General features: G+C 59.3%; 25 protein-coding genes and 1 pseudogene. 8 read left to right on the plus strand and 18 right to left on the minus strand.

Annotation, left to right across the window (positions count from 1 at the left end):
• Positions 1-25: 25 nt before the first annotated feature.
• The 3 genes from DM813_RS14520 to DM813_RS14530 form a co-directional block, all read right to left on the minus strand.
• Complete coding sequence (locus DM813_RS14520) at positions 26-781, minus strand: DeoR/GlpR family transcriptional regulator (protein WP_010221027.1); 756 nt, start codon at positions 779-781, stop codon at positions 26-28.
• Between the two features lie 124 nt (positions 782-905).
• Positions 906-2,405, minus strand: coding sequence for a glycerol kinase GlpK (gene glpK / locus DM813_RS14525; protein ID WP_128324086.1), 1,500 nt, complete (start codon positions 2,403-2,405; stop codon positions 906-908).
• Positions 2,406-2,470: 65 nt separating this feature from the next.
• Positions 2,471-3,322 (minus strand): MIP/aquaporin family protein, encoded by an 852-nt coding sequence (locus tag DM813_RS14530; protein ID WP_128324087.1) that lies wholly within the window; start codon positions 3,320-3,322, stop codon positions 2,471-2,473.
• A 328-nt stretch (positions 3,323-3,650) separates the two neighbouring features.
• On the opposite strand from DM813_RS14530, the gene ybaK reads away from it, so the two are divergent.
• Together ybaK and DM813_RS14540 are read left to right on the plus strand one after the other, a co-directional pair.
• Complete coding sequence (ybaK, locus tag DM813_RS14535; RefSeq protein ID WP_128324088.1) at positions 3,651-4,121, plus strand: Cys-tRNA(Pro) deacylase; 471 nt, start codon at positions 3,651-3,653, stop codon at positions 4,119-4,121.
• Between the two features lie 93 nt (positions 4,122-4,214).
• Positions 4,215-4,994: a PhzF family phenazine biosynthesis protein gene (locus DM813_RS14540; protein WP_128324089.1), complete on the plus strand. Its 780-nt coding sequence runs from the start codon at positions 4,215-4,217 to the stop codon at positions 4,992-4,994.
• Positions 4,995-5,049: 55 nt separating this feature from the next.
• On the opposite strand, the gene DM813_RS14545 is transcribed toward DM813_RS14540, so the two are convergent.
• Together DM813_RS14545 and argF are read right to left on the minus strand one after the other, a co-directional pair.
• Positions 5,050-6,159 (minus strand): ABC transporter ATP-binding protein, encoded by a 1,110-nt coding sequence (locus DM813_RS14545; RefSeq protein WP_128324090.1) that lies wholly within the window; start codon positions 6,157-6,159, stop codon positions 5,050-5,052.
• Positions 6,156-7,076 (minus strand): ornithine carbamoyltransferase, encoded by a 921-nt coding sequence (argF, locus tag DM813_RS14550; RefSeq protein ID WP_128324091.1) that lies wholly within the window; start codon positions 7,074-7,076, stop codon positions 6,156-6,158. The genes DM813_RS14545 and argF overlap by 4 nt, the downstream gene beginning before the upstream one ends.
• 366 nt (positions 7,077-7,442) lie before the next feature.
• Here argF and DM813_RS14555 point away from each other — a divergent pair, with 366 nt between their 5' ends.
• Together DM813_RS14555 and grxD are read left to right on the plus strand one after the other, a co-directional pair.
• On the plus strand, positions 7,443-9,551 hold the full coding sequence (locus DM813_RS14555) for a molybdopterin oxidoreductase family protein (RefSeq protein ID WP_128324092.1): 2,109 nt from the start codon (positions 7,443-7,445) through the stop codon (positions 9,549-9,551).
• A gap of 92 nt (positions 9,552-9,643) precedes the next feature.
• Positions 9,644-9,979 carry a Grx4 family monothiol glutaredoxin gene (gene grxD / locus DM813_RS14560; RefSeq protein WP_028943477.1) on the plus strand — a complete coding sequence of 112 codons (336 nt, stop codon included), beginning with the start codon at positions 9,644-9,646 and terminating at the stop codon, positions 9,977-9,979.
• Between the two features lie 61 nt (positions 9,980-10,040).
• On the opposite strand, the gene bfr is transcribed toward grxD, so the two are convergent.
• Together bfr and DM813_RS14570 are read right to left on the minus strand one after the other, a co-directional pair.
• A complete protein-coding gene (gene bfr, locus DM813_RS14565; RefSeq protein ID WP_028943478.1) occupies positions 10,041-10,511 on the minus strand; it encodes a bacterioferritin in 471 nt (156 codons plus the stop codon).
• A 199-nt stretch (positions 10,512-10,710) separates the two neighbouring features.
• Positions 10,711-10,929 carry a bacterioferritin-associated ferredoxin gene (locus tag DM813_RS14570; RefSeq protein WP_128324093.1) on the minus strand — a complete coding sequence of 73 codons (219 nt, stop codon included), beginning with the start codon at positions 10,927-10,929 and terminating at the stop codon, positions 10,711-10,713.
• Positions 10,930-11,162: 233 nt separating this feature from the next.
• Between DM813_RS14570 and DM813_RS14575 the strand changes: the two genes are divergently transcribed.
• The gene (locus DM813_RS14575; protein WP_128324094.1) at positions 11,163-11,765 is read left to right on the plus strand and encodes a peroxiredoxin; all 603 of its coding nucleotides are present in this window, start codon (positions 11,163-11,165) and stop codon (positions 11,763-11,765) included.
• A 58-nt stretch (positions 11,766-11,823) separates the two neighbouring features.
• Here the strand turns inward: DM813_RS14575 and rnt are convergent, their stop codons facing one another.
• A complete protein-coding gene (gene rnt / locus DM813_RS14580; protein WP_128324095.1) occupies positions 11,824-12,492 on the minus strand; it encodes a ribonuclease T in 669 nt (222 codons plus the stop codon).
• Positions 12,489-13,535 (minus strand): dihydroorotase, encoded by a 1,047-nt coding sequence (pyrC, locus tag DM813_RS14585; protein ID WP_128324096.1) that lies wholly within the window; start codon positions 13,533-13,535, stop codon positions 12,489-12,491. Before pyrC ends, rnt begins: the two co-directional genes overlap by 4 nt.
• A gap of 130 nt (positions 13,536-13,665) precedes the next feature.
• Here pyrC and DM813_RS14590 point away from each other — a divergent pair, with 130 nt between their 5' ends.
• The gene (locus tag DM813_RS14590) at positions 13,666-14,619 is read left to right on the plus strand and encodes a flagellar protein MotY (RefSeq protein ID WP_128324097.1); all 954 of its coding nucleotides are present in this window, start codon (positions 13,666-13,668) and stop codon (positions 14,617-14,619) included.
• Positions 14,620-14,748: 129 nt separating this feature from the next.
• Positions 14,749-15,966 carry an argininosuccinate synthase gene (locus DM813_RS14595; RefSeq protein WP_128324098.1) on the plus strand — a complete coding sequence of 406 codons (1,218 nt, stop codon included), beginning with the start codon at positions 14,749-14,751 and terminating at the stop codon, positions 15,964-15,966.
• 43 nt (positions 15,967-16,009) lie between these two features.
• Here the strand turns inward: DM813_RS14595 and DM813_RS28650 are convergent, their stop codons facing one another.
• Positions 16,010-16,558, minus strand: coding sequence for a hypothetical protein (locus tag DM813_RS28650; RefSeq protein WP_241653177.1), 549 nt, complete (start codon positions 16,556-16,558; stop codon positions 16,010-16,012).
• A gap of 419 nt (positions 16,559-16,977) precedes the next feature.
• Between DM813_RS28650 and DM813_RS14605 the strand changes: the two genes are divergently transcribed.
• Entirely contained in the window at positions 16,978-17,604 is a 627-nt protein-coding gene (locus DM813_RS14605; protein ID WP_128324099.1) for a response regulator transcription factor, read from the plus strand.
• 78 nt (positions 17,605-17,682) lie between these two features.
• Here DM813_RS14605 and DM813_RS28455 read toward each other — a convergent pair whose 3' ends face one another.
• The 8 genes and pseudogenes from DM813_RS28455 to metG all read right to left on the minus strand — a co-directional run bounded on the left by DM813_RS28455 (position 17,683) and on the right by metG (position 24,262).
• Entirely contained in the window at positions 17,683-17,856 is a 174-nt protein-coding gene (locus DM813_RS28455; RefSeq protein ID WP_164897250.1) for a PA3496 family putative envelope integrity protein, read from the minus strand.
• A 105-nt stretch (positions 17,857-17,961) separates the two neighbouring features.
• Positions 17,962-18,600 (minus strand): endonuclease III, encoded by a 639-nt coding sequence (gene nth, locus DM813_RS14610; protein ID WP_128324100.1) that lies wholly within the window; start codon positions 18,598-18,600, stop codon positions 17,962-17,964.
• A 4-nt stretch (positions 18,601-18,604) separates the two neighbouring features.
• Positions 18,605-19,129 carry an Rnf-Nqr domain containing protein gene (locus DM813_RS14615; RefSeq protein WP_128324101.1) on the minus strand — a complete coding sequence of 175 codons (525 nt, stop codon included), beginning with the start codon at positions 19,127-19,129 and terminating at the stop codon, positions 18,605-18,607.
• Positions 19,122-19,739, minus strand: a complete 618-nt coding sequence (locus DM813_RS14620; RefSeq protein WP_128324102.1) for an RnfABCDGE type electron transport complex subunit G — start codon at positions 19,737-19,739, stop codon at positions 19,122-19,124. The genes DM813_RS14615 and DM813_RS14620 overlap by 8 nt, the downstream gene beginning before the upstream one ends.
• Entirely contained in the window at positions 19,736-20,719 is a 984-nt protein-coding gene (locus tag DM813_RS14625; protein WP_128324103.1) for an RnfABCDGE type electron transport complex subunit D, read from the minus strand. Before DM813_RS14625 ends, DM813_RS14620 begins: the two co-directional genes overlap by 4 nt.
• Positions 20,715-21,554, minus strand: a pseudogene (gene rsxB, locus DM813_RS14630) (electron transport complex subunit RsxB); the annotation flags it as partial. The pseudogene rsxB and the gene DM813_RS14625, both read right to left, overlap by 5 nt.
• Complete coding sequence (locus DM813_RS14635) at positions 21,551-22,132, minus strand: Rnf-Nqr domain containing protein (RefSeq protein WP_128324105.1); 582 nt, start codon at positions 22,130-22,132, stop codon at positions 21,551-21,553. The gene DM813_RS14635 and the pseudogene rsxB, both read right to left, overlap by 4 nt.
• A gap of 90 nt (positions 22,133-22,222) precedes the next feature.
• Entirely contained in the window at positions 22,223-24,262 is a 2,040-nt protein-coding gene (gene metG / locus DM813_RS14640) for a methionine--tRNA ligase (RefSeq protein WP_128324106.1), read from the minus strand.
• Between the last annotated feature and the right edge of the window lie 118 nt (positions 24,263-24,380).

Below are 24,380 nucleotides of genomic sequence, written 5' to 3' on the forward strand. Positions count from 1 at the left end.
CCTTGCGGTGGCAGCTGTTGCTGGCTCAGACCACTTCGAGACGGATCTTGTACTGGTTGAGCAACTGGGTAAGGGCAGGCACCGGGGCCTGGTCGGTCACCAGGCAATCGATCAGGCTGATCGAGCCCAGGCGAACCATGGCATTACGCCCGAACTTGCTGGAGTCTGCCGCCAGAATGACCTGCCGGGCATTGGCGATGATGGCCTGGGAAACGCGCACTTCCTGATAGTCAAAATCCAGCAGGCTGCCGTCTTCGTCGATGCCACTGATACCGACCAGGGCAAAGTCGACTTTGAACTGGTTGATGAAGTCAACGCTGGCCTGGCCAACCACGCCGCCGTCACGGCGCACATTGCCGCCCGCCAGCAGTACTTCGAAGTCGTCCTTGGCGCTGAGGATCGAAGCCACATGCAGGTTGTTGGTGATGATTTTCAGGTGGTTGTGATTGAGCAGGGCGCGGGCAATGGACTCTGTTGTGGTACCGATGTTGATGAACAGCGAGGCATGGTCGGGAATCTGCGCAGCGATGGCTTCGGCAATGCGCTGTTTCTCGTCGCGCATCTGATCGGCGCGCATGGCGTAGGCGGTGTTCTCGATGCTCGAGTCGTAGGCTGCACCACCGTGGTAGCGGCGTAGCAGATTGACTTCCGCCAGTTGGTTGATATCGCGGCGGATGGTTTGCGGGGTGACGACGAACAACTGCGCCATTTCTTCGATACTGACATAGCCGCGTTCACGGACCAGTTCGAGGATTTGTTGTTGGCGGGGGGGCAGATTCATGGGCGGTCCTTGGGGCTGCCGGGCAAATTGCGCCATGAAAGCAGCTCAGGCCACAAGCTGCAAGCTACAAGATGGTTCGCGCCTACACGCTTGCCGCTTGTGGCTTACAGCTTTGTGCTACAGCTTACTCCTCGTGCGGTTCCCAGTCCCGAGTACGGTCTACCGCTTTCAACCAGCCTGCATAGAGTTTCTCCTTGCGCGCTTCATCCAGCTGCGGGGTGAACTCGCGCTCGATGATTGCCTTGCCGCGCAACTCGTCCAGGCCGCTCCAGAAACCGCACGCCAGGCCCGCCAGGTAGGCGGCGCCAAGGGCCGTGGTTTCGCGCATTTGTGGACGCTCGACGCAGGTGCCGAGAATGTCGGCCTGGAACTGCATGAGGAAATTGTTGGCCACCGCGCCACCGTCCACGCGCAGTTCGCTAAGGCGCTCGCCGCAGTCCTGCTGCATGGCGTCCAGAACATCACGCGTCTGGTAGGCGATCGACTCAAGGGCCGCACGGATGATGTGATCGACCTTGACGCCACGGGTCAGGCCGAACAGCGCGCCGCGGGCATAGGGGTCCCAGTAGGGTGCGCCGAGGCCGGTGAAGGCCGGCACCAGGTAGACACCATTGCTGTCCTTGACCTTACTGGCAAAGTACTCGGTGTCGTGCGCGTCATTGACGATTTTCAGTTCATCGCGCAGCCACTGCACGGTCGAACCGCCATTGAACACCGCACCTTCCAGCGCGTAGGCCACTTCGCCGCGTGGGCCGCAGGCGATGGTAGTGAGCAGGCCGTGGGACGACTTGACCGCCTTGTTGCCGGTGTTCATCAGCAGGAAGCAGCCCGTGCCGTAGGTGTTCTTGGCCTGGCCCGGCTCCACGCACATCTGGCCGAACAGCGCCGCCTGCTGGTCGCCGGCGATACCGGCAATGGCGATACCGCTCTTGGTATGGCCATAGACTTCCGAGGAGCTGCGCACCTCGGGGAGCATCTGCCGGGGAATGTTCAGTACCTCCAGCATCTTCTCGTCCCACTGCAGGGTGTGGATGTTGAAGAGCATGGTGCGCGAGGCGTTGGTGTAGTCGGTGACGTGGACCTTGCCGCCGGAGAATTTCCAGATCAGCCAGCTGTCGACGGTACCGAACAGCAGTTCGCCACGTTCGGCGCGCTCACGGGCGCCTTCGACGTTGTCGAGAATCCACTTGAGCTTGGTCCCGGAAAAGTACGGGTCGGTGACCAGACCCGTGGTTTCGCGAATGTAGTCCTGAAGGCCTTCACGCTTGAGCTGTTCGCAGATTTCGGTACTGCGCCGGCACTGCCAGACAATCGCGTTGTACACCGGGCGACCGGTTTCCTTATCCCAGACTACCGTGGTTTCACGCTGGTTGGTGATGCCGATGGCGGCGACCTGGTCGTGGCTCAGGCCGGCCTGCGCCAGCGCCTCGACCATGGTCGCGCTCTGGGTGGCGAAAATTTCCATGGGGTCGTGCTCGACCCAGCCGGCTTGAGGGTAGTGCTGTGCGAATTCGCGCTGGGACGTGCCCACCACGTTGGCGTCACGGTCGAAAATGATGGCCCGCGAACTGGTCGTGCCCTGGTCCAGGGCAATGATGTAGTTCTTGTTCTGGGTGTCTGTCATGTCGTTGGCCTTGCACTTAATAAGGTGGAATCAGGGCAGGGCGAGCCTGGCTCGCCGCTCCGGCATCAGGATGCCTGGGTCTTGCCCTGAGGGTTGGCGTCGGTCTGCGCGTTCTCGCTCTGGGCAACAGGCAGGTTGCGGGCGATCACGCCGCGGTACAGGGCGGCACCAAGGCTCGCTCCTATGATCGGCGCAAAAACTGGAATCAGGAAATAGGGAATGTCACGTCCGCCAGTAAAGGCGACTTCGCCCCAACCGGCGAGGAAGGTCATCAGCTTCGGGCCCAGGTCGCGGGCGGGGTTCATGGCAAAGCCGGTCAGTGGCCCCATGGCACTGCCGATCACCGCAATCAGCAGGCCGATCAGCAGGGGCGCCATGGCGCCACGAGGCAAACCGTTGTTGTCGTCAGTCAGCGCCATGATCACGGCCATCAGAATTGCGGTGATGATCACCTCAACGAGAAAGGCCTGGCCGGTGGACAGCGCCGGATGCGGGTAGGTGGAAAACACCGAGGCCAGTTCCAGGCTGGCCTGGCTGCCGCGAATCATTTCATGGGCCTGTTCGTAATCGAAGAACAGGTTGCTGTACAACGTGTACACAAGCGCTGCACCACAGAACGCGCCGGCGATCTGGGCAACGATGTAGAACGGCAGTTTGTGTTTTTCGAACCCTGCAAACAGGGTCAGGGCGATGCTCACGGCAGGATTCAGGTGTGCACCGGAAACACCGGCCGTCAGGTAGATCGCCATGCTCACGCCGACGCCCCAGATGATGCTGATTTCCCATAGACCGAAGCTGGCACCGGCGACCTTGAGCGCAGCGACGCAACCGGTGCCGAAAAAGATCAGTAGCGCAGTGCCAAGAAACTCGGCCATACATTGGCTCGAGAGCGTTGGTTGTTGTAGAGCAGTCGTCATTCGTAACCTCGGTTCTTGTTGTTGTGAGGCGCGTGGGCGCTCGACAAGCACCCGACAGAAATCCCCATTTCAGTCGGGTGAGGGTGCAAAAAGTGCACCTTATCAGGGCACTGCTATATTCAAAATCGAAAAAATATAGACAAGAAACGATTATGTCAAAGGTCGAAAGTGAACGGTGGTTCACAAACTGACTATTGGTGGGGGGAAGTGTATCGGGTTTACGCAAACGATTGCGTTCAGGTGTGTTCTGCTCACCAGTGGTTGCAGGGTGGTAATTGACCTACAGTAGCGAGCGAAAGAGTACCGATACCCTTGTATGGAGTCCTGCATGACCCCCGCTCTGGATTTGTTGAAAAAGGTTCGCGCCGAACATCGTATCCACAGTTACGAACACGATCCCAAGGCAGCCTCTTATGGCCTTGAAGCGGCTGAAAAGCTCGATCTTGAGCCAGTTCGCGTGTTCAAGACATTGCTTGCCAGCAGCGAAAAGGGTGAGTTGCTGGTTGCGGTGGTTCCGGTGATCGGCAGCCTTGATCTGAAGGGGCTTGCCCACGCTGCGAAGGTAAAGAAGTGTGAGATGGCGGACCCGGCTGCAGCCCAACGCTCAACGGGTTACCTGCTGGGCGGCATCAGCCCGCTGGGGCAGAAAAAGCGCCTGCGCACCTTTATAGACTTCTCGGCGCAGTCTTTTGAAACCATATTTGTCAGTGCCGGCCGCCGCGGACTCGAAGTCGAGTTGTCGGCCGCAGTGTTGGCCGAGCACACCCAGGCAACGTTCGCCCAGATTGCTCGCGACTGACATCTGTATGCTGAAAATCCGCTGACTCTGTCTCTGTTGGCCGACACCTTCCAACGTGCATGCTCTGGGCTCTGAACAAGAGAGAGTTGCCGCATGCACTTGGAATTTCATCAGGTCGACGCCTTCAGTGAGCGTCCCTTCGCCGGGAACCCGGCCATGGTCTACCGCTTGCAGGAGTGGCTCAGCGACGGGTTGATGCAGCAGATTGCTGCGGAGCACAACCTGGCTGAAACCGCGTTTGTGGTGCAAGACCGATCGCAGTGGCAGATACGCTGGTTCACCCCCACTACCGAAGTGCCGCTGTGCGGCCACGCCACCCTGGCCAGCGCCCACGTGCTGCTGGAGGTTTACAACGTGCCCAGCGAGCGCCTGGAGTTTCACAGCCAGTCGGGGCCATTGAGCGTAACGCGTGAGCAAGGGCGGCTGTTGCTGGATTTCCCGCGCATCGACCCGCAACCGTTGCAACAACGCCTGCCGGTGGCCGAGGCGCTGGGTTGCCCGGTCGTAGAGGTACTGCAGACCAAGGAGTTGCTGGTGGTGCTGGAGTCGGAGCAGGCTGTGCGCGATTGTGTGCCGGACATGGCCGCCATTGCACAACTGCCCGGCCTGGGGGTGATCGTCACCGCGCGGGGTGACGCGCATGATTTCGTATCACGCTATTTTGCCCCGGGCATTGGCATACCCGAAGACCCGGTGACCGGTTCCACCCACTGTTGTCTGATTCCTTACTGGGCACAGCAACTGGGCAAAACCGAGCTGCGCGCGTTCCAGCGGTCTAGTCGTGGTGGAGAGCTTTACTGTCGGCTGGAAGGCGATCGGGTGAAGATCGGGGGGTATGCCCGGCGAGTGGCGAGCGGCACGTTGATGCTGTAACCGTATCGCGGGAGCGCTACCGGCGCCCCGCGAAAGGTGCTGAAGCCGTCCTCGATCAGACGGCAGAGCTGTACCGGCGAACGCCGTTTTCCGGTACTGGCAACTGCGCAGCAACGCTGCCAGGCACGGAGAACAGCACAAGGTGATCAGCAGCGACCTCGACCCCGACTTCAGCGCCGACCAGATGGTCGATATGGCTGGGGAAAATCGCTTCGAGCTGGCTGCCGGTTGGTAGTTGCAGGCGATACAGAGTCGATGCACCGAGGAAGCTCTTGCCGACGATCAATGCCTTGAGCGCACTGTGCGGGGCATGGATGATGTCGTCGGGTCGCAACAATACGTCGACCGCGCTGCCCGGGGTAAAAGTGTAGGCCCGGTTACCGCGCAGCTCGCCCAGTTCGGTTTGCACCGACTCCGGGCTGGTCAGCTGGCCACGGATGAAGTAGCCCTGGCCAATGAAGCTGGCGACAAAGGGCGTCAACGGCTCGTGATACAGGTTGTACGGCGTGTCCCACTGCTCCAGGCGACCTTCTTTGAATACCCCGACATGATCACTCACGGCAAAGGCTTCTTCCTGATCGTGGGTGACCAGGATGGCGCTGGTACCACGGCTCTTGAGAATGTCGCGAACCTCATGGCTGAGGCGTCGGCGCAGTTCCACGTCGAGGTTGGAAAACGGCTCGTCGAGCAACAGCAGTTGCGGCTCGGGTGCCAGGGCACGGGCCAGCGCCACACGTTGCTGCTGGCCGCCGGAGAGTTCGTGGGGGTAGCGTTTGCCGAGCCCGTCGAGCTTGACCAGCTCGAGCATCTGCGCCACCACCTGTTGTTGCTGGGGGTGCTTGCCAATGCCGAAGGCAATGTTCTGCGCCACGGTCAGGTGCGGGAACAGCGCATAGTCCTGGAACACCATGCCGATCTTGCGCTTCTCCGGTGCGAGGGTGAAACCGGCCTTGGAGATCACCTCTCCGGCCAGCTGGATCTCACCTTCATGCACCGGTTCGAAGCCGGCAATTGCGCGCAGGGTGGTGGTCTTGCCGCAACCCGAAGACCCAAGCAGGCAACCGATGTCGCCTGCGTTGAGGTGCAGGTTGAGGTTCTGGACGATGCGTTGCTCGCCATAGCCGCAGGCGAGGTTGCGCAGGTTAAGCAGTAAAGGTTGACTCATGCGTGGTGGTAGGCCGGTTCAACAAGGTATTCGAGAAGCGCCTTCTGGGCATGCAGACGGTTTTCAGCTTGGTCCCAGGCGACCGAACGAGGGTCGTCGAGCAGGTCCAGGCTGATTTCCTCGCCACGGTGGGCGGGTAGGCAGTGCATGAACAGGGCATCGGGTGCTGCCAGGTCGAGCAGTTCGCGGGTTACCTGATAAGGCGCGAACAAGGCCAGACGCCGTGCAGTTTCCTCTTCTTGACCCATGGAAGTCCAGACATCGGTACTCACCAGGTGTGCGCCTTGCACCGCCTCCTTGGGCTCGCGGAAGATTTTCACGCGATCGCCGGCATTGGCCAGGAACTGCGGGTTGGGCTCGAATTCGGCCGGGCAGGCAATGCGCAGCTGGAAGTCGAACTGGATCGCCGCTTCTATATAGCTGTTGCACATGTTGTTGCCGTCACCGATCCAGGCCACGGTCTTGCCCTGGATCGAACCGCGATGTTCGAGGAAGGTTTGCATGTCGGCCAGCAGCTGGCACGGGTGCAGGTCATCCGACAGACCATTGATTACCGGTACGCGGGAATTGGCCGCGAACTCGGTCAGGGTGCTGTGGGCAAAGGTACGGATCATCACCGCATCGAGCATCCGCGACATGACGATGGCGCAGTCGCCGATCGGTTCGCCACGGCCCAGTTGGGTGTCGCGTGGGGACAGGAAGATCGCCTGGCCGCCAAGCTGGATCATGCCGGCTTCGAACGACAGTCGGGTACGGGTCGAGGATTTCTCGAAGATCATGCCCAGTACACGGTTCTTCAGGGGTTCGAACAGTACGCCGCGGTTACGCAGGTCCTTCAGCTCGATGCCTCGACGGATCACACTGAGCAGTTCGTCGGGTGTGAAGTCCATCAGGGAGAGAAAGTGCCTAGCGCTCATGTTTGACTACCTTTTTGCAACAGACCGCAGATCAACAATGCCGGTTTTCAGAAACAACGGAAGTGACCTGCGGCGAAAGCCGCACGGGGCGACGAAATAAGGGGAGACGCAATACTATAATTAAATGTCGCGTCATACCAAGTGGGGTGTGCACGGTCTGTCGTGCGGGCAGCCTCGTAAGCCATTGGCCGGCTGCTTTTTTGTTTGCCACCCCCCGGGTTTTACACTGACCGCTGGCGCCTTGGCAAACCCTGCGGCTAATCGCTGTGCCTGATGCCGGTAGATTCACACGGCGAAACTCGCTGGCCGCCAGGCAAGCTCCGGCCCATAGTCAGGTGCATTTCCAGACACCCGATAGAGGTGGCCATGAACAAGACCCTGCATTACCGTGCCTGTCACCTGTGCGAAGCCATTTGCGGCTTGACCATCGAAACTACCGATGAGCCTGCTGCCGGGTTGCGCATCAGTTCGATCAAAGGCGATCCTCAGGACAGCTTCAGTCGCGGCCACATCTGCCCCAAGGCGGTGGCCCTGCAAGACATTCAGAACGACCCCGACCGGCTGCGGGTGCCGCATAAACGGGTGGGCGATGACTGGCAGGCGATCAGTTGGGAAGAGGCTTTCGAATTTGCCGCCCAGAAGCTCTGGGCGATCCAGCAGGCCCATGGGCAGAACGCGGTGGCGGTCTATCAAGGCAACCCCAGCGTGCACAATTATGGCTTGATGACCCACAGCAATTACTTTCTCGGCCTGCTCAAAACCCGCAACCGGTTCTCGGCCACCTCTGTCGACCAGTTGCCCCAGCACCTCACCAGCTACCTGATGTATGGCCACGGGCTGCTGCTGCCGATTCCGGACATTGACCACACCGATTTCATGCTGATCCTGGGGGGCAATCCCCTGGCGTCCAACGGCAGCATCATGACCGTGCCGGATGTGGAAAAACGCCTGAAGGCTATTCAGGGACGAAGTGGCAAAGTGGTGGTGGTCGATCCTCGGCGCAGTGAAACTGCAGCCATTGCCGACCAGCATGTGTTCATTCGACCGGGAGGCGATGCGGCACTGCTCAGTGCTCTGCTCAATACCCTGTTTAGCGAAGGCCTCGAGCGTCCAGGGTCACTGCCGGTCGATGGGCTGGATCAAGTGCGTGAGGCCATCGCGCCGTTCACCGCCGAGGCCATGGCACCGCTGTGCGGCATCGATGCGCGGGTGATTCGCCAGTTGGCACGTGACTTCGCGGCCGCCGACAAGGCGGTGTGCTATGGCCGCATGGGAGTTTCGACGCAACGCTTCGGTACCCTCTGCCATTGGCTGATCCAGCTGATCAACCTGGTCAGCGGCAACCTCGACCGCGTCGGCGGCGCGCTGTGCACGCAGCCAGCCGTGGATCTGGTGGCGACCACGGCCGGCGGACACTTCAACGCCTGGCAGAGCCGGGTGTCCGGGTTGCCTGAATATGGCGGCGAGCTACCGGTGGCGGCCTTGGCCCAGGAGATGCTGGTTGCAGGCGAAGGGCAGGTGCATGCGCTGGTCACCGTTGCCGGCAACCCGGTGCTGTCCACGCCAAACGGGCAGCAGGTGGAGCGGGCGTTGAGCAGTCTGGAGTTCATGCTCAGCATCGACCTGTATATCAATGAGACCACGCGTTACGCCGACCTGATCCTGCCGTCTACCAGCGCGCTGGAAAACGATCACTACGACACCACTTTCAATTTGTTGGCGGTGCGCAACGTCAGCCGCTTCAACCGGGCGATCCTGCCCAAGCCGCAAGGCGCGCTGCATGACTGGGAAATCTTCGTGGGCCTGGCCAAAGCGTTTGCCGCGCTAAGCGACAAGCCGCTCAAACCGACCATGGCACCGGCCCAGATGATCGACATCGGTTTGCGCCAAGGTCCTTATGGTGAAGGCTCGGCGTTCAACCTGTCCGTGGAAACACTGGCGCAACACCCTCACGGTGTTGACCTTGGGCCGTTACGGCCGAACCTTGCGACGCGTTTGAAGACCGCCAGCCAGCGTATCCAGGCCGCGCCCTCGCAAATACTCGATGACCTGCAACGACTCGCCGAGCAGTTGCCTGCCGATCGCGATCAATTGCTGCTGATCGGGCGGCGGCACGTGCGCAGCAACAACTCCTGGATGCACAACTATCACCGGTTGGTGAAAGGCAAGCCGCGTCATCAGTTGCTCATGCACCCGGATGACCTGGCGGCAAGGCAGTTGCAGGACGGGCAGCGGGTGAAGGTCAGCTCACGGGTGGGCAGCATCGAGGTCGAGGTGCAGGCGTGTACGGACATGATGCCAGGGGTGATCAGCCTGCCTCATGGCTTCGGCCATGCGCGTGCCGGCGTGCGCATGGATATCGCCAGCAGCCAGGCGGGCGCCAGCGTCAATGACCTGACCGATGAGTGTCAGCTGGATGCCGTATCGGGCAATGCCGCGCTCAACGGCGTGGCAGTGCAGGTGGTTGCCGCCTGATATCGGCAAGGCCGAGCGCCACGCTCGGCTTTCCGATACAATGCGTCACCGTGCCGACAACCAGGTCGGAAAGTTCAGCCGCGAGGTGCTTCATGGATATTATCGAAACAATCAAAGAGCAGATTGCCAACAACACCATTCTGCTTTACATGAAAGGCTCGCCGAATGCCCCGCAGTGCGGTTTTTCGGCCAAGGCGGCGCAAGCCGTGATGGGTTGTGGCGAGAAATTCGCTTACGTGGACATCCTGCAAAATCCGGAAATCCGCGCCAACCTGCCAAAATACGCCAACTGGCCAACCTTCCCACAACTGTGGGTGGCAGGTGAGCTGGTCGGCGGTTCCGACATCATGGCTGAAATGTTTGCCAACGGCGAACTGCAGACCCTGATCAAGGAAGCTGCAGCCAAGGCTGAGGCGGCCAAGGCCTGATTACAGGTTTGCCAATAAAAAGCCCCGCATTGCGGGGCTTTTTATTGGCTGATCGACGAGGTTATTCGCCCATCTGCGACTGCAGGTAGTTTTCCAGACCGACTTTGTCGATCAGGCTCAACTGGGTTTCCAGCCAGTCGATGTGCTCTTCTTCGGACTCGAGGATGTCTTCAAGCATCTCGCGGCTGCCAAAGTCGCCAACGGTTTCGCAGTGCGCGATGGCGGCCTTGAGGTCGACCAGGCCTTTTTGCTCGATCTTCAGGTCGCATTCGAGCATTTCTTTGGTGTGCTCACCAATCAGCAGCTTGCCCAGGTCCTGGACGTTGGGAATGCCTTCGAGAAACAGAATACGCTTGATCAGTTTGTCAGCGTGTTTCATCTCGTCGATGGATTCTTTGTACTCATGCTTGCCCAGCTTTTCCAGACCCCAGTCTTCGTACATGCGTGCATGCAGGAAGTATTGGTTGATTGCGACCAGCTCGTTTCCGAGGATCTTGTTGAGATGCTGGATGACGCTAACGTCGCCTTTCATGATGGGGTCCTGCCCTGTAGGTGTGCCTATAACCGCAAGTCTGAGCCCCGCAACTACTACTGTCAAACCTAAGTTATTGAATAATAAGTGAAAATTAATCGGAATAAGAATGTTTGTGTTCCGCGTTTTAAGCCTAACTTATTGAATTACAGGCATAAAAAAACCGGACACGAGGTCCGGTTCTTGGAATGGGCTGTTTTTACGCTACGGAAAATTCCACAGGGTAGGGCAGGGCGGCCTGGCTGACCTGCAGTTCGGTCAAGGTTTCACGCACCACCTGCTTGGCCAGGCAGGCACATTTGCCGCACTGGCTGGCCACGTTGGTGGCCGTTCTGACTTCCTTGTAACTGCAGCATCCTTCGTAGATCGCATCGCGGATCTGTCCGTCGGTTACACCAACACAAAGACACACATACATAAGGCAGACCATCGCGGGTTAAGGCTCAATGCGAAGAAGCTTAATGTTAATGAGAATGCTTGTCAAAGCACAATCATGCCCGGTGCAAGTCAGGGCGACCAACGGCATCTGTCCGGCAACGTAAGCTGAAATTCGGCGAGGAGCGCCCAGCGGTGTATCATGGCCGCCCTTTGCACTGTCTGTGGGCGTCTGCCCGCATGCACAGCGTGTTTCAAACCATCAGGAGATATCGAATGAGCGTACTCGTTGGCAAAAATGCCCCGGATTTCACCGTCCCAGCCGTACTGGGCAATGGCGAAATCGTCGACAGCTTCAACCTGGCTTCGGCTATCAAGGGCAAGTACGGCCTGGTGTTCTTCTACCCGCTGGACTTCACCTTCGTCTGCCCGTCCGAGCTGATCGCCCTGGACCACCGCATGTCCGAGTTCCGTGATCGCAATGTTGAAGTGATCGCGGTGTCGATCGACTCGCACTTCACCCACAACGCCTGGCGCAACACGCCGATCAATGCCGGTGGCATTGGTCACGTTCAGTACGTCATGGCGGCTGACATGAAGCACGAAATCGCCAAGGCCTACGACGTTGAGTCCGAAGGCGGCGTGGCCTTCCGTGGCGCGTTCCTGATCGACGACAAAGGCGTGGTCCGTTCGCAGATCGTCAACGACCTGCCGCTGGGCCGTAACATGGACGAACTGCTGCGTCTGGTCGATGCCCTGCAGTTCCACGAAGAGCACGGCGAAGTCTGCCCTGCCAACTGGAAAAAAGGCGACAAAGGCATGACCGCTTCGCCAGAAGGCGTAGCTGCTTACCTGAGCGAGAACAGCGGTAAGCTGTAATTGCGAGTGACAAAAAAACCGGCCTGATGGCCGGTTTTTTTATGCGCGCAGCAAAACCTCAGTCGTTGAAGTCTTGCCAGCCGCCCATTTCTTTCCAGCGGTTGACGATGCCGCAGAACAGCTCGGCAGTCTTCTCGGTGTCGTAGCGCGCCGAGTGGGCTTCACGACCGTCGAAGTCGATGTCGGCGCTCTGGCAGGCTCGGGCCAATACGGTCTGACCGTAGGCGAGACCGGCCAGGGTGGCGGTATCGAAGCTGGAGAACGGATGAAACGGATTGCGTTTCATGTCGTTACGCGCCACGGCAGCGTTGAGAAAGCCTAGGTCGAAACTGCTGTTGTGCCCGACCAGAATCGCCCGTTTGCAACCATTGGCCTTCAGCGCCTTGCGTACGCCACGGAAGATATCGGTCAGCGCCGACTCTTCACTCACAGCCATGCGCAGCGGGTGATCCAGCTTGATCCCGGTGAACTCCAGCGCCGCCTGTTCGATGTTGGCACCCTCGAACGGTTCAACACGGAAGAAGTAGGTGTGCTCTGGAAACAGAAAACCCTTTTCATCCATGCCGATGGTCACGGCAGCAATTTCCAGCAGGGCGTCGGTGGCGCTGTTGAAACCACCGGTCTCGACATCCACTACAACCGGCAGGTAACCACGAAAGCGTTCAGCCATCGGGTGGCGGGGGCCACCACTCGGACCGTCCTGGTCGTCGTACAGATCTTCACTCACGCAGTTTCCTCCAGCAGGCGCCAGCGCAGTTGCTCACCGGCGCGCAGCGGGATGACAGTCTGCTCGCCGAACGGCAAGCTGCTTGGGGCGGTCCAGCTTTCGCGAACCAGGGTAATGGTGTCGGTGTTGCGCGGCAGGCCGTAGAAGTCCGGGCCGTGCTTGCTGGCAAAACCTTCGAGCTTGTCGAGGGCGTTGCGTTGTTCGAATGCTTCGGCATACAGCTCGATGGCTGCATACGCGGTGTAGCAGCCGGCGCAGCCACAGGCCGCTTCCTTGGCATGACGGGCGTGGGGCGCGGAGTCGGTACCGAGGAAAAACTTGCTGCTGCCGCTGGTGGCCGCATCCAGCAACGCCACTTGGTGGGTGTTGCGCTTGAGGATCGGCAGGCAGTAGAAGTGCGGGCGAATGCCGCCAACCAGCATGTGGTTGCGGTTGTACAGCAGGTGCTGGGCGGTAATGGTCGCGCCGACGTTGGCCGGGGCCTCGTTGACGAACTGTACGGCTTCGCTCGTGGTGATGTGCTCGAACACGACCTTGAGGGTCGGGAAGCGCTCGACGACGCGACGCAGGTGTTCGTCGATGAACAGTTTCTCGCGGTCGAACACGTCGATCTCGCTGCGCGTCACTTCACCGTGCACCAGCAAAGGCATGCCGACTTCGGCCATGGCCTCGAGCACCGGGAAAATGTTGTCGATGCTGGTAACGCCGGAATCGGAGTTGGTCGTGGCGCCGGCAGGGTAGAGCTTGGCGGCATGCACGAAACCGGTAGCCTTGGCCGCGCGGACTTCCTCGGGCTGGGTGCGGTCGGTGAGGTACAGCACCATCAGCGGTTCAAAGCGGCTGCCAGCCGGGCGCGCGGCCAGGATGCGCTCGCGATAGCCTTCGGCTTCTGCGGCATTGCGCACGGGCGGTACCAGGTTGGGCATGATGATTGCGCGTGCAAAGGTGCGCGCAACGTCGCCGACGGTGTGGGGCAGGACGGCGCCATCGCGAAGATGGATGTGCCAGTCATCGGGACGCAAGAGGGTCAGGCGGTCGGACATTGGGGATTCCAGGCGGGTCGAACTCAAGGTGAATGCTACCGGAAAAGCCGGGTTCGAGCACTCGCTATCAAGTTTTGCCGGGCCTGACCGATAGCCTGCGGGTAGACCGTGAAATTTTGTGGAGCCGCCCGTGCGCCAGCGTTATCTTGCCCTGCTCAGTGTGTTTGCCTGCCTGCCCGCGACAGCACTCACGTTCCAGACCCGTCTGGAGAATATCGAGTGGAAGGTCGAAGGCGATCAGTTCGAGTGTCGATTGGTCCAGCCGGTTGCCGATTTCGGCAGCGGTGAGTTTGTTCGGCGTGCCGGTGAACAGGCTACCTTCCAGTTGCGCTCGAGCACCAATGTACTGGGTACGGGGTCAGCGACCTTGCTCGCCGCCGCTGCACCGTGGCAGCCGGGTCGCGGGGACATCAATCTCGGCTCGGTGCGTATGGCGCGCAACGGGGTGCTGTTCAACAGCAGCCAGGGTCAGGCCAGCCGCCTGATCAACGGCTTGCTCGACGGCCGTAGTACCGTGGTGCGCAACTTTGCGGGCGAAGCCGGGCGGTCGATGGAAGTGCGCTTGCTGCCGGTGAAGTTCAGCAAGGCCTACGCCGATTATCAGCTGTGCGCCGCCAAACTGTTGCCGATGAACTACGACCAGGTACGCCAGACCCGGGTGGGCTTTCCGGGCGGTGGCATAGACCTGGACGCCGATGCCAAAGCGCGGCTTGATGTCATATTGGCCTTCCTCAAGGCCGATCCTACGGTCAACCACGTCGAACTCAATGGCCACTCTGACAACAGTGGCAATCGCCTGACCAACCGTGACCTGTCCCGGCGCCGGGCCCTGGCGGTCATGGAGTACCTGAAAGCCAACGGCATCCCGGAAGACCAGATCACCGTGCGTTTTCATGGTGAGCGCTATCCGTTGGCGGCCAACAATTCCGCGAGTAATCGTGCGCGTAATCGGCGTGTGAACATAGAGCTTGATCGCGTCATGCCGGTTGAGAACCCAGTGGAGCAGGCCGCGCAGAAACCGCCAGTCCCGGTCTCGACACCCGCGGTACAGAACGACGTCAGCACGTCGTCTGCTAAGTCCTGAGGTGCGACCGTCCGTCGCGCCGTCGACAGATCCTGTCGCTTTGTCGTCACAAGCTGTCGCCCCACTGTAATTTTTGCGGCAAGGCCGGTAGAATCGACGGCTTTCCGTAAAACCCCGTGGAGTGATGGCATGGCGGACGTAAAAAAGGTCGTACTGGCGTATTCCGGCGGCCTTGATACTTCGGTGATTCTCAAGTGGCTGCAGGATACCTACAACTGTGAAGTGGTGACTTTCACCGCCGACCTGGGGCAGGGCGAGGAGGTCGAACCGGCCCGCGCCAAGGCTCAGGCCATGGGCGTGAAGGAAATCTATATCGATGACCTGCGCGAAGAGTTCGTGCGCGACTTCGTCTTCCCGATGTTCCGCGCCAACACCGTTTACGAAGGCGAGTACCTGCTGGGTACTTCCATCGCTCGTCCGTTGATTGCCAAACGCCTGATCGAAATCGCCAATGAAACCGGCGCCGACGCCATTTCCCATGGTGCGACCGGTAAAGGCAACGACCAGGTGCGTTTCGAACTGGGCGCCTATGCGCTCAAGCCAGGCGTCAAGGTTATCGCGCCATGGCGTGAGTGGGACCTGCTGTCCCGCGAAAAACTGATGGACTATGCCGAGAAGCATGCGATCCCGATCGAGCGTCACGGAAAAAAGAAATCTCCGTATTCGATGGACGCCAACCTGCTGCACATCTCCTACGAGGGTGGTGTACTGGAGGATACCTGGACCGAACACGAAGAAGACATGTGGAAATGGACCAAGTCGCCAGAAGCCGCGCCGGACGTTCCTACCTACCTGGAACTGACCTACCGCAACGGTGACATCGTTGCCCTGGACGGCGTTGAAATGACCCCGGCCACCGTACTGGCCACCCTGAACCGCATCGGCGGCGAAAACGGTATCGGTCGTCTCGACATCGTCGAGAACCGCTATGTCGGCATGAAGTCCCGTGGTTGCTACGAGACCCCGGGCGGCACCATCATGCTGCGCGCTCACCGCGCCATCGAGTCGATTACCCTGGACCGCGAAGTCGCTCACCTCAAAGACGAGCTGATGCCCAAGTACGCCAGTCTGATCTACACCGGCTACTGGTGGAGCCCTGAGCGCTTGATGCTGCAACAGATGATCGATGCTTCCCAGGTCAACGTGAACGGCGTTGTGCGCCTGAAGCTGTACAAAGGCAACGTCATCGTCACCGGCCGCAAGTCTGATGACTCGCTGTTCGATGCCAACATCGCAACTTTCGAAGAAGACGGCGGTGCTTACAACCAGGCCGATGCTGCCGGCTTCATCAAGCTCAATGCGCTGCGTATGCGTATTGCGGCAAACAAGGGTCGTTCGCTGATCTGAACCACCTCTTGAGAAAAGCCCCGGCCTGGTCCGGGGCTTTTTTTTACCTGCCCATCGGCTGAATGTTCAGTGTCGTGCGCGTACCGGTCTCAAGGTTGTGAACGATCCAGTGAGTACAGTGTGATTCAGTCTGGTTCAGTGCAAGGTTGATAAGGTGCTTTAGCAACTGATCGGTTTTAGCGCCACTCACCGTAATCGTCACAGTTACCTGGGTACTGTTCAGTAAAGATTTCGGGGCGAGGGTCGATAGAGCGTTTTTATCGGGTGGGGTGTCGTTGGCTTCATTATTATTCGTTAGTTGCCTCTCTTCATGTGTGGCAGTGTCTGTCGGTTTTTCCAGAGTGTTGAGTGCAGCGGGAAGAACGGCATTGTTCAGGTCAGCGGTTGGCGGTGTAAATAGCGTCTTGTTATTGAAGTTAAGTGTCAGGAAGAACAGCACAGTCAGAAAAAATGGAAAACCAACCAAAAACCAGGTGTAGATGTTCTGACTGTCCTCGCTTAAAAAAGGAAGCGATGCCAGTGCGGAAGCTTCGATAATGCCGGCGAATATCGCAATGATGGTCAAAGGGCTTTTCGGCTCTGCATTGCTCATGGCCGTAACCTCCGCGTCGAGTTAGCCTTCACGCAACTATTCGGGAAAAGAGACTGGATGGGCAGTGGGCGAGATTTCTGTTTAGGGAACTAATTACCCTCTTAAGTGCGTCGGTCTTATAGTAAGCGGTAAATATCAAACAGTGATATAGGACTTTTCCTGCGTGTTTTATGGTGTTGTTAGCTGGGTTATTTTTGCGGTTTAGTGTTACTTTGGATTATGAAGATTGGCCTGCACTTCGCGGTGGATTTGGTGCGACTGTCTGCATCAATAATTTCAATTTTTGTAGGACTAATCCTTTGTGAGTGTAGGTTTTATCCTTGTGTGCATTTGCTCGCGGGCGCCGCAATACAATAAGCCGTGTGACTAGGCTATTGTGCGGGCTCAAAAAATCGAACAGCGAACAATTGGATCTGCCCATGAATAAAGTGCTGATCGTGGATGATCATCCGGTCATTCGCCTGGCGGTACGCATGCTGATGGAACGGCATGGTTATGAAGTCATCGCGGAGACGGACAATGGTGTAGACGCTTTGCAACTGGCGCGTGAACATGATCCGAACATTGTCATTCTGGACATCGGTATTCCCAAGCTCGATGGCCTTGAAGTCATCGCTCGCCTCACCTGTACAGTTCCTGGGGCCAAGGTGCTGGTATTGACCTCCCAGGCGCCAGGGCACTTTTCCATGCGCTGCATGCAGGCGGGTGCTGCGGGTTATGTCTGCAAGCAGCAGGATCTCACCGAACTGCTCAGTGCAATCAAGGCCGTACTGTCCGGCTACAGTTACTTCCCGAACCAGGCGCTGCATTCGGTGCGTTCCAACCTGGGAGGCATCAGCGAGGCTGACATGGTTGAGCGCTTGTCGGGGCGGGAGATGATGGTCCTGCAACAACTGGCCCGGGGTAAGACCAACAAGGAAATTGCCGATGGCATGTTTCTAAGCAACAAAACTGTCAGTACCTACAAGACGCGGCTGTTACTCAAGCTCAACGCGCGTTCATTGGTAGACCTGATTGAACTGGCACAGCGCAACGGCCTGGTGTGACGAGCCAATAAACAAGAAAGCCTCCTTCAAGGAGGCTTTCTTGTGAAAGATGTAGCTGATGGGCGTGAGAGGGAGCGCTCAGAGATCGAAATCGTAGTCGGCCAGTTGCTTCTTCAAGCGGCGCTCTTCCAGAAGGTTGTCAATGGTGCGGCGTTTACTCAGGTTGGTCTTCGCTGTTTCAACCGGTTCGTCAACCGGATCCTCCGCAACCACTTCGTCATCTACATCCAGGTCTTCTTTATCGGTGCTCATAAGTCACTCCAAGCCGAGAGGGCCATTGGCGCACCTTATAGCGAGAATCCGTGAGCGGGTAAAAAAGATTTTTTCAATCGACCGGGCACAATTTTAACTATCTTCTCAATCGTCCGAGGTTTTCTGCTTGTATTCGCACAAATCTTCGATTCGGCAACTGCCACAACGTGGTTTGCGCGCGAGGCACACGTAGCGTCCGTGGAGGATCAGCCAGTGATGAGCGTCGAGCAGGTAGGCCTTTGGCACAAACTTCAATAGCGCCTTTTCCACTTCCAGCACTGTCTTGCCCGGGGCAATACCGGTGCGATTGCTGACCCGGAAGATATGCGTGTCTACCGCCATTGCCAGTTGCCGGAAGGCGGTGTTGAGCACCACGTTGGCGGTCTTGCGCCCTACGCCTGGCAGAGCTTCGAGTGCCTCGCGGGTTTCGGGCACCTGGCTGCCGTGTTGTTCGATCAGTAGCCGGCAGGTCTCGATGACGTTGCGGGCCTTGCTGTTGTACAAGCCGATGGTCTTTATGTATTGCGAGAGTCCTTCTACGCCCAGTGCGTAGATGGCTTCCGGGGTGTTGGCGACCGGATACAGCTTGGCCGTCGCCTTGTTCACGCTGACGTCGGTAGCCTGGGCCGAAAGAATGACCGAAATCAGCAGCTCGAAGGGGGAGGTATAGGCCAGTTCTGTCTTCGGCTCAGGGTTGTCTTCGTGCAGCCTGCGAAATATTTCCAGGCGTTTGGCAGCATTCATGGGGTCAACGCTTTCCTTGACGGCGAGTGAGGGCGTGCCGCAGGCAAACCCGGTTGTACAGGGCCAGCAACAGGCCCAACAGAAGCAGCGCACCGGGGAGCAGTGCAACCAGACGAATACTCGCCCAGCCTGCCAACACTTCGCGGCACGCCCCCAGTGCGACGCACAGGCCGGCGAATGCGCCCAGCCATTGAGCGACGCTTTGCCAGCGGCGTTGTTCGCCTTGTGCGTATTGGAAAACCACGCATTGTACGGCGATCAACGCCGGATAGGGACTTAGCGACTGATACAACGGCAAGGCCCAGGCACGCAGCCCCAAGTCCAGGCAGGTGGCTAGCATGGCGGCCAACAACACGCTGGCCACCATCCTGGCGCGGGGCTCCAGCCAGCGCTGCAATGGGTTCAGGAGCAGATGATGAAGGGTAATCAGTGACACGCCAAAAATGGCAATGGCGCACGCACCGAGCAGCGTCTGGGTTGCCCCCAGCATGAGCGCGAGGCTCACTGCAGCCAGCCAGTGTCTATTCACTGTGAGCCTCCCCAAGCAAGCGCTGGCGGTGATCGTCGAAGTAGCGCAACGCATCGTGTACAGCATTAATGGCTGCACGTGAAGTAACAGTCGCACCTGCCAATTGGTCGAACTGGCCGCTGTCGCGCTTCAGGGCCCAGCCAGCATCGGGGGTGGTTTGACGGCTCGCGCCATTGAAATGCTCCAGCCAATGGTTACCGGTTTCCACCAGTCTGGCGCCCAGGCCGGGTGTTTCCTGTTGACGCAGTACGGTGGTGCCGATGACACGTCCCTGGTTGTCGATGGCAATCAGCAGTTCGAGAGGTCCTCCGTAGCCTTGTGCTTTGCTGTGGAGTACCACGGCCGTGGCCTGCCCGTTCAATGTGGCGCGATAACCCGCTATGAGTTGGCTGTGTGCCAGAGCGGAGTCGTTCAGCACCAAGGGCGCCTCCAGGGGCTGGTTGTCATAGGATACAGGCGGCAGAACGCCAAGCCAGGTGCGCGCTTTGAGCGTTTGTTGTGCCAGGGTGATCGTGGGCGCAAACACGTGCTGCCAGGCTACAGCGATACCCACCGTCAACAGAGTGATCAGCAACACTAGCGCGCCACTGCGAACCGTTGTGCGGTTCATGGGAACACCGCTTGCCGACGTCCGGCCCAGCGCTCCAGTGCCGGTACACAGAGGTTCATCAGGAGTACCGCGAAGGCGGTACCGTCAGGGTAGTTCCCCCAGGTGCGGATCAGGTAGATCAGCAAGCCCATGCCAATGCCGAACACTAGCTTGGCCTGCGGCAATCTGGGTCCGGAGATCGGCTCAGTGGCAATAAAAAATGCCGCCAGCATGGTTGAGCCGCTGAGCAGGTGCAGCAACGGTGAGCCGTTGGAGTCGGAGCCCGAGCCGTTCCAGCATACAAGGCTGATCACAAACAGGCTTGCAAGCAAGCCGACCGGCGCGTGCCAGCTGATGATCTTGCGCTGCAGCAGCAGTAGACCGCCCAATAGAAAAGCCAGGTTGACCCATTCGCCGCCTTTGCCGCCGTAGTGGCCAAAGCCTGGATGACTGGCGAACAGTTCGTCCAGGGTCAGGCTGCGATTGTTGCGCAAGCCGTCAAGGATGGTCGCCTGGGCCCAGGCGTCCGGTTGCTCGCTGCTCAGGCCAAAGACGTGCTGCAGGCTGGTGGCGAGATCGAGCAATTGCGCGCCGGGCCATTGGGTCATGTGCTGCGGGAAAGTCAGCAGGACTGCGGCATAGCCCAGCATGGCCGGGTTGAACAGGTTTTTACCCACGCCGCCGTAGAGATGTTTGCCTACGGCGATGGCGCTTGCCGTAGCGATTACCGGGACCCACCAGGGGGCATAGGCGGGGAGCGCGGCAGCCAGCAGGGTGGCGCTGACCAGTGCGCTGCCATCATTGAGCGAGGCGAGAACCGGCTGGCGCTGAAGTTTGAGCAGCAGGGCTTCACTTGCCAGGGCGGTGGTCACACAGAGCAGCAACGAGAACAGCAGCCCCCAGCCATGTTGCCAAAGCAGTGTCAGTACGCCCGGCAGGCAGGCCAGCAGCACCAGCATCATGCTGCTGCGCAGGCGATCCTGGGGGTCAGTGGCTGGCATCGGCACTGACCGGTTGCAAGGCTTGCAGGTGCGCCTGGGCGATTTGCGCCTCCTGCTCAAGTTCCACCAGTTGTACTCGCTGGGCATCGGTGGGTGTCTCGCCGAAGGCGCTTCTAGCTTTGCTGAGCTGTGCTCGACTCATGGCCGCCGCAATCTTGGCTTTTTTCAAGGCGGCGTCTGCGGCGGCTGCTTTCTGGGCCTTGACCCGCTCGATGGCGGCTTTGATTGGGTCATCGCTGACCGTTGTCTGGCTGCTGGCGGTCGGGGTTCGTTGGGTACGAATTGCACGCTCGGCCTGTTTACGTGTTTCATCGCGCTGCAGGCGGTTGTTGCGTGACTCGAAGCGGCGCCGTGCATGATTGCGTTTGTGGCTGCGTGCCGCCAGGGCCTCTGCGTCTGTGGCCATGCCACCGACAATTGGCACGATGTTGCTATTGGCTCCTAGCGGTAGCAGGTCGATGCAGTCCACCGGGCAGGGCGCTACGCACAGGTCGCAGCCTGTGCATTCGGCGCGGATCACCGTGTGCATCAATTTGGCTGCGCCGACAATTGCATCCACCGGGCAGGCCTGAATGCATTTTGTACATCCGATGCATTCGGCTTCGCGGATGTAGGCAACCTGAGGGGGTGCGCTGCCGCGTTCGGGGTCCAAGGTGATGATTGGCACATGCAGTAGCGCAGCCAGGGCGGCGATGGTCTCGCTGCCACCGGGAGGACATTTATTGATCGCCTCGCCCTTGGCCAAACCCTCAGCATAGGGTTTGCAGCCCGGGTGGCCACACTTGCCGCACTGGGTCTGCGGTAGCAGGGCGTCGATGCGTTGAATCAGACTCATGATGTAAATAATCCGTTGAAGCCGAGAAACGCCAAGGCCATTACGCCGGCCCCGATCAATGCGATCGGCCAGCCACGAAAACTCTCGGCAATAGCTTCATTATCGCTGCGTTCAAGCAGGTCGGCGAACAGCCCCAGCGCCAGCCAGAAACCCAGGCCTGCACCCAGGCTCCAGGCCAGGGTTTGCAGCGCACCGTAACCGCCTTCAGTGACCTGCAAAGTCAGCCCGAGCACTGCCACATTACTCAGCAACAAGGGCATCAAACCGTTAAAGGGCAGGGTGGGAACTGCGCGCGAGAGCAGGCCAAGCAGTGGCTCGATCAGCACGACACACAAGGGCAGAAAAACGAACAGGCGAAGGTATTCAAGTTGCAAGGGGTGCAAGGCGTACAGGTAAATCAATCGGCCCAGGTTACAGGTCACCACCAGTAATGTGAGCGTTGCCAGGCCCAGCGCATGAAGTCGACGGCGGTCGCAGTCCTTGGAAACGTTCAGGACCGGGTCGATGGCCAGTCCCTGGTGCAGGACCAGGTTGTTGATCAGCGCGGCGCTGATCAGGGCCAGGATGAATTCGCTCATGGAGGTGCACATTGCCAGGGCTGTTCGCCATTATCCGGCAATGACGCGAGGATGAGAACGCCCCGGACGCAATTGTCCGGGGCGAGAGGCTTACTTGATGCGCTGACCTGGCTTGGCGCCGCTGTCAGGGCTGAGCAGGTAGATTTCTTCACCGCCAGGGCCGGCGGCCATGACCATGCCTTCGGATACGCCAAAGCGCATTTTGCGCGGCTTGAGGTTGGCGATCATCATGGTCAGGCGACCTTCGAGCTTGGCCGGGTCCGGGTAGGCCGACTTGATGCCGGAGAACACGTTGCGCTGTTCGTCACCGATATCCAGGGTCAGGCGCAGCAGCTTGTCAGCACCTTCAACCGCTTCGGCTTTGAGGATCAGGGCTACACGCAGGTCGACGGCGGCAAAGGTGTCGAAGTCGATTTCGGCCGACAGCGGGTCCTTGGTCAGTTCGCCATTGCCGGTGGCCACGGAAGTCTGGCTGGCAGCCAGGTCTTCCTTGCTGGCGGCGACCATGGCCTCGACCTTGGCAGGCTCGATACGGTTCATCAGCGCCTTGAACGGGTTCAACTTGTGGTTGGTCAGGCGTGTCTGGTGGTCGTTCCAGGTCAGCGGGGCGACGTTGAGGAATGCCTCGGCGTCGGCGGCCAGCAATGGCAGTACCGGCTTGAGGAAAATCACCAGTTGGCGGAACAGGTTGATGCCCTGGGCGCAGATCGCCTGGACTTCGTCCTGCTTGCCTTCCTGCTTGGCCAGCGACCACGGCGCCTTGTCGGCGATCCAGGCGTTGGCGCGGTCGGCCAGGCCCATGATTTCACGCATGGCACGGGCAAAGTCGCGGCCTTCGTAGGCTTCAGCGATGCCCGGTGCAGCAGCGAGGAAGGCTTCGGTCAGTTCTGGCGCGGCATCGCCGTCAACCATCACGCCGTCGTTGCCTTTGTGGATGAAGCCGGCGCAGCGGCTGGCAATGTTGACCACTTTACCGACCAGGTCGGAGTTGACCTTCTGCACGAAGTCTTCGAGGTTCAGGTCGAGGTCGTCGACGCCACGGCCGAGCTTGGAGGCGTAGTAGTAACGCAGGTATTCCGGTGCCAGGTGGTCCAGGTAGGTGCGGGCCTTGATGAAAGTGCCGCGTGACTTGGACATTTTCGAACCGTTGACCGTCAGGTAGCCGTGCACGTTGATGCCGGTCGGCTTGCGGAAGCCGGCGCCTTCGAGCATGGCAGGCCAGAACAGGGCGTGGAAGTTGACGATGTCCTTGCCGATGAAGTGGTACAGCTCGGCCTTGGAGTCCTTGTTCCAGAACGCGTCGAAGTCCAGCTCGGGACGACGGGCGCAGAGGTTCTTGAAGCTGGCCATGTAGCCGATTGGCGCATCGAGCCACACATAGAAATACTTGCCCGGCTCATCAGGGATCTCGAAACCGAAGTATGGCGCATCACGGGAAATGTCCCATTCCTGCAGGCCGGCATCCAGCCACTCGGCGATCTTGTTGGCCACGGCGTCCTGCAGGGTGCCGCTGCGGGTCCACTGCTGGAGCATGGCCTGGAAGTCGGGCAGCTTGAAGAAGAAGTGTTGGGAATCCTTGAGCACCGGGGTGGCGCCGGAAATCGCCGACTTGGGGTTCTTCAGCTCGGTCGGGGCATAGGTGGCGCCGCATTTTTCACAGTTGTCGCCGTATTGATCCTCTGCCGCACACTTGGGGCAGGTGCCCTTGATGAAGCGGTCGGCCAGGAACATTTTCTTGTCCGGGTCGAAATACTGGGTGATCGAGCGGGTGGCAATGTGCCCGGCGTCGCGCAGCTTGAGGTAGATCTGGTTCGACAACTCTCGGTTTTCTTCGGCGTGGGTCGAGTGGAAGTTGTCGAACTCGACCAGGAAGTCGGCGAAGTCGCCGCTATGCTCAGCCTGAACGGCGGCAATCAGCTGCTCGGGGGTAATGCCTTCCTTTTCGGCGCGCAGCATGATGGCCGAGCCGTGGGCGTCGTCGGCACAGACATACACGCACTGGTTGCCGCGTAGTTTCTGGAAGCGCACCCACATGTCTGTCTGGACGTACTCGAGCATATGGCCAAGGTGAATGGAACCATTGGCATAGGGCAGGGCGCTGGTGACGAGAATCTGACGTGGCTCGGACATGGGGGCTCGGCTACTTTTTTCGGCTACTAGAGATGAAACGGTGATCGGCCACTATAAAACGCCGGGAAATTTATTTCACCCCATGGACGTAACTCCGGTTGTCTTGCGGGTTAGCATA

The organism is Pseudomonas alkylphenolica (assembly GCF_004025535.1).
In the GTDB taxonomy this organism is placed as follows: Bacteria; Pseudomonadota; Gammaproteobacteria; order Pseudomonadales; family Pseudomonadaceae; genus Aquipseudomonas; species Aquipseudomonas alkylphenolica_A.

Coding starts and splice junctions, on each gene's coding strand:
- nth (WP_128324100.1), bottom strand. CDS start 18,600: ATGAATGCTGCCAAACGCCTGGAAATATTTCGCAGGCTGCACGAAGAC.
- DM813_RS28650 (WP_241653177.1), bottom strand. CDS start 16,558: ATGAGCAATGCAGAGCCGAAAAGCCCTTTGACCATCATTGCGATATTC.
- DM813_RS14635 (WP_128324105.1), bottom strand. CDS start 22,132: ATGAGCGAATTCATCCTGGCCCTGATCAGCGCCGCGCTGATCAACAAC.
- DM813_RS28455 (WP_164897250.1), bottom strand. CDS start 17,856: ATGAGCACCGATAAAGAAGACCTGGATGTAGATGACGAAGTGGTTGCG.
- glpK (WP_128324086.1), bottom strand. CDS start 2,405: ATGACAGACACCCAGAACAAGAACTACATCATTGCCCTGGACCAGGGC.
- DM813_RS14620 (WP_128324102.1), bottom strand. CDS start 19,739: ATGAACCGCACAACGGTTCGCAGTGGCGCGCTAGTGTTGCTGATCACT.
- metG (WP_128324106.1), bottom strand. CDS start 24,262: ATGTCCGAGCCACGTCAGATTCTCGTCACCAGCGCCCTGCCCTATGCC.
- DM813_RS14555 (WP_128324092.1), top strand. CDS start 7,443: ATGAACAAGACCCTGCATTACCGTGCCTGTCACCTGTGCGAAGCCATT.
- pyrC (WP_128324096.1), bottom strand. CDS start 13,535: ATGTCCGACCGCCTGACCCTCTTGCGTCCCGATGACTGGCACATCCAT.
- DM813_RS14530 (WP_128324087.1), bottom strand. CDS start 3,322: ATGACGACTGCTCTACAACAACCAACGCTCTCGAGCCAATGTATGGCC.
- DM813_RS14520 (WP_010221027.1), bottom strand. CDS start 781: ATGAATCTGCCCCCCCGCCAACAACAAATCCTCGAACTGGTCCGTGAA.
- DM813_RS14575 (WP_128324094.1), top strand. CDS start 11,163: ATGAGCGTACTCGTTGGCAAAAATGCCCCGGATTTCACCGTCCCAGCC.
- DM813_RS14605 (WP_128324099.1), top strand. CDS start 16,978: ATGAATAAAGTGCTGATCGTGGATGATCATCCGGTCATTCGCCTGGCG.
- DM813_RS14595 (WP_128324098.1), top strand. CDS start 14,749: ATGGCGGACGTAAAAAAGGTCGTACTGGCGTATTCCGGCGGCCTTGAT.
- bfr (WP_028943478.1), bottom strand. CDS start 10,511: ATGAAAGGCGACGTTAGCGTCATCCAGCATCTCAACAAGATCCTCGGA.
- DM813_RS14545 (WP_128324090.1), bottom strand. CDS start 6,159: ATGAGTCAACCTTTACTGCTTAACCTGCGCAACCTCGCCTGCGGCTAT.
- grxD (WP_028943477.1), top strand. CDS start 9,644: ATGGATATTATCGAAACAATCAAAGAGCAGATTGCCAACAACACCATT.
- ybaK (WP_128324088.1), top strand. CDS start 3,651: ATGACCCCCGCTCTGGATTTGTTGAAAAAGGTTCGCGCCGAACATCGT.
- DM813_RS14540 (WP_128324089.1), top strand. CDS start 4,215: ATGCACTTGGAATTTCATCAGGTCGACGCCTTCAGTGAGCGTCCCTTC.
- DM813_RS14625 (WP_128324103.1), bottom strand. CDS start 20,719: ATGCCAGCCACTGACCCCCAGGATCGCCTGCGCAGCAGCATGATGCTG.
- DM813_RS14570 (WP_128324093.1), bottom strand. CDS start 10,929: ATGTATGTGTGTCTTTGTGTTGGTGTAACCGACGGACAGATCCGCGAT.
- argF (WP_128324091.1), bottom strand. CDS start 7,076: ATGAGCGCTAGGCACTTTCTCTCCCTGATGGACTTCACACCCGACGAA.